The organism is Aquitalea pelogenes (assembly GCF_041914625.1).
Taxonomy (GTDB): Bacteria; Pseudomonadota; Gammaproteobacteria; order Burkholderiales; family Chromobacteriaceae; genus Aquitalea; species Aquitalea pelogenes.
The window spans coordinates 1-8,197 of record NZ_JAYSDA010000047.1 but is presented as its reverse complement, the minus strand read 5'-3'; the positions used below and the strand labels follow the sequence as shown (position 1 = coordinate 8,197).

The following is an 8,197-nucleotide window of genomic DNA, read 5'->3' as shown; positions in this document are numbered from 1 at the left end:
TGTCGAGATTGTTGGCGGTGGCGCCCTCCAGGGCCGAGCGGCCGCGCAGCATCGCGCGCGGCTGCAGGAGCGCGTTGTAGATCTGCCAAGGGTCGGCGCCCCTGGTCAGCTTGAGGACCGCCTGGATCAGCGCGTGCTTGACCGGATCGAGATGCCAATCCGGCACGCGCTGGCCACGGTTGCCCAGGTTCAGCGCCAGCAGGTTGCCGGCCTTGATCTCGTAGCTGATCCACCGGCGGGACTTGCCCGCCATCTTCGCGTACTCGGCGACCGGCAGGTTGTGCGGCGCTTCGAAGACATCGACCAGTTCCATCCGCTGGCGCTGAATGTCGGACAGCGGTTCCTCCATGACGGAACGCGGCAACGGCACTGCGGGCAGCCGATGCGTCTCGGCCGACACCAGTGGCATCGCGTCTCCCGGCTTGGTCACGATCAGGAGCGGCACCGACGTGGCCGCTGCCTTGGGTGGTGCACTCGCGGTTTCCTCGTCCGAGAGGACGGGCACGCCCTCCAGATGGATGGTGAGCGGCATGCTCGCCGGTTCGACCAGGTTCTGCTCGAAAAGATCGAGCCGATCGGCCCAGTCCTGCATCATCCGCCGCCGCTGCTCGACGTACTCGGCGTGGTTGTAGGTGGCACTGACCTTGTTGGGATCGACGTGCGAGAGCTGCGCGTCCACCCACACCTTCGGGTAGCCGATCTCGTTGAGCGCGGTGGACATCGTGCCCCGGATGCCATGCCCGGTCAGCAGGTCGCGATAGCCCATGCGCTTGAGCGCGCCGTTGAGCGTGTTCTCGCTCATGCGCTTCTTCAACTCGCTGTCGTGCCGGAACAAGTAGTGCTGGGCCGGTTTGACCTGTTCCAGCAAGTGCTGGACGATCTCCAACGCCTGCATCGACAGCGGCACGATGTAAGGCGGAACGTCCTGGGGCAACTGGCGCTTCCTGCGCATGTCCACCTGGAGCTGCTTCACAACCTCGGGCGGGATGATCCAAAGGCCCCGATCGAGGTCGAACTGATCCGGCGTCGCCAGGCGCAGCTCGCCCGTGCGCACGCCGGTGAATAGCAGCAGCCGCAGACCGAGCTGGGTCTGCAATCGGCCACGATACTTGCGCAGGCGCTGCAACAGCTTCGGCAACTCGGCCATGCGCAGGAACGGGTTGTGATTCACCGGGGGCAGCGGCAGCGCCACCACGTCGAGGTCAGAGGCCGGGTTCTGCTCCAGGCCCGGCACGACCACCAGCGCGTAGCGGAACATCTGGTTGAACCACGTCCTGACTTTCTCGGCGACGGAGAGCGCCTTGCGCCGCTCGATCCTGGCGATCACTTCCAGCAGGTCAGGGCGTTTGATGTCGTAGATCGAGCGCTTGCCCAGCAAGGGCAGCACATCCTTGGCGAAGACGCGAGGGAGGATCGAGAGCGTGGTCTGCCGGCCCTTCTTGAGGCCGAGTTCGCGGTGGGCAAGCCACTTCTTGTAGATCGCCTCGAAGGTGTTTTCACCGGCGAGTTTGACCGCGGCGCGCTTTTGCTTGCGGTGAAGGCGCGGGTTGATGTCCTTGGCCACTAAGGCGCGTGCCTCGTCACGCAGGGCGCGTGCCTCACGAAGGGACACCTCGGGATAGGTGCCCAGTGACATGCGCTTGGGCTCCTTCATCCAGTAGTAACGGAAATGCCAGCTCTTGCTCCCCGTGGCCGTCACGGCCAGGGAGAGACCATCGATGTCTGGAAGGGTGTAGGCCTTGCCGGTGGCCTTGGCTTGGCGGACCACCAAGTCTGAGAGTGCCATGCTCTAGCTCCTGAACATGAGTCAGGAACCAGATGCTTAACCCATCGACCTCAGCACCCTAGCAACAATCCGGAAGCCGCCGTGCCCGCAAAAATGGACACAAAAATGGACATAAACGTCTCGGCTTCAGGTGGATTTCCTTGGAACCCACTGGAACGTCGAAGTGTGGAAAATTCAGCCTGAATCAACGACTTACGACGCTTCTTGGATTTCCTCAGAATTCCCTGGAACGAAGCTGTGGAGCGGGCGATGGGAATCGAACCCACGGCACAAGCTTGGGAAGCTTGGGTATTACCATTATACGACGCCCGCGAAGGGGTGCATTGTAACCGGCTTTTCTCTGGCTGGGTAGTCGCTTGTGTATCCCCGCAGCGCTGGCCTGGGCTGCTTGCAGGCACGCAGCGTCTGATACAAAAACTGCACACAAACCCACTTGATTGACAGGGGTTCGCGCGCGAGCATGCCGGCCATGCTTGCGGAATAAAACGGCTGGCTGCAAGGCGACAGCCGGGCGAACAGGGAGTGGGTAATGGCGGAAGCAGCGGCGCTGGCTGCTGTCGCTATCCCTGGTTTCGGCTCTGGGTGGCATCGGCCTGGCCATCAGCACCTGGATATAACCTTGGCAAGCGACAGGGATGTCATCCGCCAATAACCATGCTGCGTTGTAGACATTCGGGGTGAAGCAAGCAGCAACACGGCAGTCGGCAAGTGCGGGGCGGGCCCGCAACAAGAAAGGCAAAGCAGTGCAACAAGACGAAGCCGGTCAAGCGGCAACACAGGGCGCGCCGCGTATCAGCTGGGCGCAGCGGGTGGATTATTATCTGGATGTAATGGGCATGCGCGGCAAGGGCTTGCTGCTGCTGGGCGGCCTGCTGGCCACCGGCTGGATCATGGCCGGCATCTACAAGGTACAGCCGGACGAGCAGGGCGTGGTGCTGCGCCTGGGCCGCTGGGTGGATACCACGCAGGCCGGTTTGCATTATCACCTGCCGTGGCCGATTGAAACCGTGCTGCTGCCCAAGGTTACCCAGATCAAGCAATTGAAACTGTCCAACCTGTACGACGGGGTGACGGGCGAGTCCTCCGACCCGCGTGACAAGCAGATGCTGACCGGTGACGAAAACATCGTCGAGGCCGATGGCGTGGTGTTCTGGCGCATCAAGGACGCCGGGCAGTTTTTGTTCAAGGTGAACAACCCGGAAACCTCGCTGCGCATTGCGGCGGAAAGCGCCATGCGCGAGGTGGTGTCGCGCACGCCGATTCAGGCGGTGATGTCCAACCGTCGCCAGCAAGTGGCCGATGAAACCCGTGAGTTGCTGCAAACCCGGCTGGACCAGGCGCAAAGCGGCATTCTGGTCACCCAGGTGCAACTGCAACGGGTAGACCCGCCAGCCGCGGTCATCGACGCCTTCAACGATGTGCAGCGCGCCCGTGCCGACCAGGAACGCGCCCGCAACGAAGCCCAGGCTTACAGCAACGACATCCTGCCCAAGGCGCGTGGCGATGCAGCGCGCATCCTGCAGGAAGCGCAGGCCTATCAGAGCCAGGTGGTGAACCTGGCGCAGGGCGAAGCCAAGCGTTTTGATTCGGTGTACCAGAGCTATGCCCAGGCCAAGGATGTCACCGCCTGGCGGCTCTATCTGGACAGCATGGACGAAGTGCTGAAGAAGGCCAGCAAGGTGGTGGTGGATTCCTCCGGCAAGGGCGGTAATGGCGGCGTGCTGCCGCTGTTGCAGTTGCAGGACAAAGACAAGGCCAAGCCTGCCAAGGAGACGCGTTGATGGCTACTTCCTACAAGGGTGCGGGCATTGTGGTCGCACTGGCGGCCGTGTGGCTGCTGTCGTCTTCCTTCTATACCCTCAGCGAGGGGCAAAAGGGCCTGATCATCCGTCTGGGCGCACCGATCGACGTGGATGCCGAGCCCGGCCTCAAGTTCAAGCTGCCGCTGGTGGACAGCCTGCAGTTTTATGATGTGCGCCTGCAAACGCTGGCTCCGCCGCCGGAGCAGATCATCCTGGGCGATGAAAAACGGGTGGAAGTGGAAACCTATACCCGCTACCGCATTGCCAACCCGCTGCGTTTTTACCAGGCGCTGCGTACCGAGGATCAGGCGCGCCTGCAGCTGACCCAACTGGTGAGCACCTCGCTGCGGCGCGAGCTGGGCAAGGTGCCGCTCAAGGCCTTGCTGTCCGACGAGCGCACCCGCATCGTGCAGCAGATCCAGCAGGAAACCGCCACTCGCGCACGCACGCTGGGCATTGAAGTGACCGAAGTGCGCCTGCACCGTGCCGACCTGCCGCTGGAAACCAGCCAGGCCATTTATGACCGCATGAAATCGGCACGTCAGCAGGAGGCCAAGGAGCTGCGGGCGCAAGGCGCGCAATGGGCGCAGGAAATCCAGGCCAAGGCCGAAGGCGAACGCACGGTCATCCTGTCCGAGGCCCAGCGCCAGAGCGCCATCATCCACGGAGAGGGCGATGCCCAGGCCAACCGCATCCTGGCGGCAGCTTTCAGCAAGGACCCCAAGTTCTACAAGTTCTACCGTTCCTTGCAGACTTACCGTCAGGCATTGTCGGACTCGGCCCCTACACTGTTGCTGACACCGGACTCCGCCTTGCTGCATGACTTCCGCAACGGCCCGGCCAGCAGCAAGCCATGAGCCAGCTGGCCAGCACCTTGCGCACGCTTGGACCACTACAGCTTGGCCGCCTGCAAAGGCTGGCCGCCACCCTGGGGCCGGGGCTGGTGGTGATGCTGGCTGATACCGATGCCGGCAGCGTGCTGACTGCAGCGCAAAGCGGTGCGCAATGGGGCTATCGCTTGCTGCTGTTGCAGTTTCTCATCATTCCGCTGTTGTTCATGGTGCAGGAGCTGACGGTGCGGCTGGCACTGTCCAGCGGCAAGGGCTATGGCGAACTGGTGCTGCAACGCTTTGGCCGTGGCTGGGCGCGGCTGTCCACTGCGGCCTTGATACTTAGCTGCTTTGGCGCGCTGCTTACCGAAATGAGCGGCCTGTCCGGCGTGGCGCAGTTGTATGGCGTGCCGGTATGGCAGAGCGTCGCGGTGCTGGCGCTGTTGATTTTCCTGATGGTGGCCAGTGGCAGTTACCGCCAGGTGGAACGCATGGCCATGCTGCTGGGGGTGGCCGAGCTGGCCTTCCTGTGGATGGCCTGGCGCGCTTGGCCGCAGTGGTCCCACATTCGCCAGCAGTTATTGCAGCTACCCTTGCACGACAGCAGTTACCTGTATTTGCTGGCGGCAAACCTGGGCAGCAGCGTGATGCCGTGGACCGTGTTCTATCAACAGTCCGCACTGATCGACAAGGGACTGAACCTGGCCGACCTGCGCGCGGCACGCATGGACACCATGCTGGGGGCCGTGCTGTGCCAGCTGATCACCGCCGCCGTGCTGATTGCCGCGGCTTCGGTGTTTGCCGGGCATGGCGCGGTATTGCTGGATACCATCCCGGAACTGGCCACCGCCTTTGGCGCGGCGCTGGGGCCGGTAGCCGGGCGGCTGCTGTTTGCGCTGGCACTGAGTGGCGGTGCGTTGGTGGCGACCATCGTGGTATGCCTGTCCGCCGCCTGGGCGCTGGGTGAGCTGGGCTGGCGGCATCATGCACTGGCCGAACATCCGCGTGCAGCCCCCTGGTTTTATGCAGCCTTCGCCCTGATGCTGCTGCTGGCTGCTGCCGTGGTGGCCATCAGCCCCAGCCTGGTGCGGCTGTCGATTGCCACCGGGGTGCTCAATGCGCTGTTGTTACCGCTGGTGTTGTGTTTTCTGTACCGGCTGGCACGCAGTGAGCTGCCCGCCGGTTTGCGTCTGCAAGGGCCGTATGCCGTGCTGGTGGCGGTGCTGTTTGTGCTGGCCGGTGGGCTGGGCCTGTTTGCCGGTATCACCGGTGCGCTGGCTGCCTGAGGCGGCAGGCCCGATTGCAATGGAAAGGGTGTGATGGAGCTGGATGGTTTGATGCAGGCACTGGGCATGACACTGCAAGTGTTCATGCTGGACCTGATTCTGAGTGGCGACAATGCGCTGGTCATTGCGGTGGCCTGCCGTTCGCTGCCGCCGCAGCTGATGCGCAAGGCCGTGTTGCTGGGCACCGGGTTTGCCATTTTGCTGCGGGTGCTGCTTACCACGGTGGTGGGCTTCCTGCTGCAAGTGCCGCTGCTGAAGCTGCTGGGCGCGGGCTTGCTGATCAGCATTGCCATCAAGCTGTTGCTGGGCGATGAAGAGGCCGACAGCCTGCCCGGCAACGCCGGGGACAGCCGTCAGCTGTGGTCGGCGGTGTCGGTGGTGGTGATGGCTGACCTGGTACTGAGTCTGGACAATGTGGTGGCGCTGGCCGCCGCCGCGCAGGGCAGTGTGCTGTACCTGATTCTGGGCTTGCTGTTCAGCGTGCCCTTGTTGATGTACGGCAGCCTGCTGATTGCCCGTCTGCTGAATGATTACCCGCTGCTGCTGCCATTGGGTGCCAGCCTGCTGGCCTGGGTAGCCGGGCAGCTGGCGGTGAGCGACCCGCTGGTGCTGGACTGGGTGAATACCCAGGCCCCGGCCTTGCAAGTGGTGGTGCCGCTGCTGTGCGTGGTATTCGTGCTGGTGGAAAGCCGCATCATCCGCGAGCGTGCGCCCGGACTGACGCCACCACCACCACTGGGCTGGCTGGATGGTCTCACTGGCCGTCTGGCGCGCATCGGCGAGGCGGGCAGCGTAGCCGAGACTACCGTCCAGGCGGCAGCGCTTCCCTCACTGGCCGAGTCACCGGCTGCACCGGCCTTGAGCGTGCCGGATGCCCCCTCGCACACCCCGCTCGTCGTCGCTGAGCCTGCCGCCGTAGCGCAGGCTGACACGGCGACACCGGTTGCGGATACCGCTACCGACGTCGCAGTGCCGGTCTCCGCCCGTTCTCCTGCAACGCCCAAGCCGCCGCGTGCGGACGGGTTGCTGACCTCGCCGCGCATGGCCTTGCTGGTGAAAGTCCTGCTGGGCCTCGCAGCCCTGGTGGGGATTTGCGCATTGGGCTGGCTGGTATTCCATTTGCTGAGCCAGGGCTTTTTGCCCACCCCGGCGCCCAGCCACAAAATCAAACACTGATGCACACGGCCATGCTCAGGCATGGCACCATCACGATTCCGGCGTCCGCATTCCGGCAGGACGTTCTTGAAGGACTTTTGCATGTACCGTTATCTGTCGGTGGCGGCATTACTGGGCTTGACCGGTTGTGCCGCCACGGTGGCCCCGGTGGCCCAGCCTGTTCCCGCTCCTGCGCCTGTGTTGCGCCCGGCCCCGATGCCGGACCCGCAAAGCCTGTTGCCCGCCCCCGTGGTCAAACCGGTGACGCCTGCTCCGCTTGTTGCCCCCGTCAGCAAGCCGGTGCCCTTGCCGCTGCAACCGGCCTATGCCAACGAGCAGGAAGGCAGCGCCTTGCTGGACAAGCTGCTGCCGCGTGGCATTCCGGCGCGGCGCGAATGGCATGGCGACATCATGACCGCCTTCAGCCATCTGAAGATTCCGTATGCGCCACAATACTTCTGCGCGGTACTGGCAGTGGCCGAGCAGGAGTCCGGCTTCAACCCCGATCCGGTGGTGCCAAACCTGTCGAAGATTGTCTGGGGGCAGATTGAAGAGCGGCGGCAGAAGTATTTCATCCCCTCGCTGGTGGTGGATGCGGCCATGCTGAAGAAATCCCCCAATGGCCAGACCTACAAGGAACGGGTGAATGCCCTGCGCACCAAGAAGCAGATGAATGCGCTGTTTGAAGACATGATCCGCGAACTGCCGTTCGGCCAGACCATCTTCGAACACAAGAACCCCATCCGCGATGGCGGGCCCATGCAGGTGAGCGTGGCCTTTGCCGAAACCCAGGTGCGCGCCTGGCCTTATCCCTACAGCTATACCAGCTTGCGCGACGAAGTATTCAGCCTGCGCGGCAGCGTGTATTTCGGCACCGCCATCCTGCTGCAATACCCCATCAGCTATCCGGACATGGTGTACCGCTTTGCCGACTACAACGCCGGGCGTTACGCCAGCCGCAATGCCGCCTTCCAGCAGGCGGTGCAGCATTTGTCCGGGCAGAAGCTGGCGCTGGATGGCGACATCATGCTGTACAGCGACAAGATGAACCGCGTGCTGTCCGGCGCCACCAGCGATACCCAGCGCGCCCTCAATGGCCTGGCCGGGCGCTTGCGCATGAGCCCGGACGAGATGGCACGCGATCTGCGGCAGGAAAAACTGGCGGCGTTCAGCCAGACCGAAGTCTACAAGCGGGTGTTTGCGCTGGCCGACCAGTCCGGCAAGGCCGCACCGCGCCAGATCATCCCGCAGATCGTGCTGATCAGCCCCAAGTTCACCCACCAGCTGACGACGGAATGGTTTGCCAGACGGGTGGATGGGCGCTACGAAAAGTGCATG

The 8,197-nt window shown here is 63.5% G+C and carries 6 protein-coding genes and 1 tRNA gene; 5 read left to right on the top strand and 2 right to left on the bottom strand.

Features of this window, described 5'->3' with window-relative positions:
• Together ACE3SE_RS21235 and ACE3SE_RS21230 are read right to left on the bottom strand one after the other, a co-directional pair.
• A partial coding sequence (locus ACE3SE_RS21235) for a tyrosine-type recombinase/integrase (RefSeq protein ID WP_374558107.1) occupies positions 1–1,786 on the bottom strand: 1,786 nt, incomplete at its 3' end.
• Positions 1,787–2,024: 238 nt separating this feature from the next.
• Positions 2,025–2,098: transfer RNA gene (locus ACE3SE_RS21230), tRNA-Gly, on the bottom strand.
• Positions 2,099–2,529: 431 nt separating this feature from the next.
• Between ACE3SE_RS21230 and hflK the strand changes: the two genes are divergently transcribed.
• From hflK to ACE3SE_RS21205, 5 genes are all read left to right on the top strand, one after another.
• Entirely contained in the window at positions 2,530–3,567 is a 1,038-nt protein-coding gene (hflK, locus tag ACE3SE_RS21225) for an FtsH protease activity modulator HflK (protein ID WP_374558105.1), read from the top strand.
• Entirely contained in the window at positions 3,567–4,445 is an 879-nt protein-coding gene (gene hflC, locus ACE3SE_RS21220; RefSeq protein WP_374558103.1) for a protease modulator HflC, read from the top strand. The genes hflK and hflC overlap by 1 nt, the downstream gene beginning before the upstream one ends.
• On the top strand, positions 4,442–5,704 hold the full coding sequence (locus ACE3SE_RS21215) for an NRAMP family divalent metal transporter (protein ID WP_374558101.1): 1,263 nt from the start codon (positions 4,442–4,444) through the stop codon (positions 5,702–5,704). Before hflC ends, ACE3SE_RS21215 begins: the two co-directional genes overlap by 4 nt.
• 33 nt (positions 5,705–5,737) lie before the next feature.
• Complete coding sequence (locus ACE3SE_RS21210) at positions 5,738–6,880, top strand: YjbE family putative metal transport protein (RefSeq protein ID WP_374558099.1); 1,143 nt, start codon at positions 5,738–5,740, stop codon at positions 6,878–6,880.
• Between the two features lie 81 nt (positions 6,881–6,961).
• Positions 6,962–8,197: DUF1615 family protein (locus ACE3SE_RS21205; protein ID WP_374558097.1), on the top strand; the 1,236-nt coding region annotated here is incomplete at its 3' end.

Coding starts and splice junctions, on each gene's coding strand:
- ACE3SE_RS21215 (WP_374558101.1), top strand. CDS start 4,442: ATGAGCCAGCTGGCCAGCACCTTGCGCACGCTTGGACCACTACAGCTT.
- hflC (WP_374558103.1), top strand. CDS start 3,567: ATGGCTACTTCCTACAAGGGTGCGGGCATTGTGGTCGCACTGGCGGCC.
- ACE3SE_RS21210 (WP_374558099.1), top strand. CDS start 5,738: ATGGAGCTGGATGGTTTGATGCAGGCACTGGGCATGACACTGCAAGTG.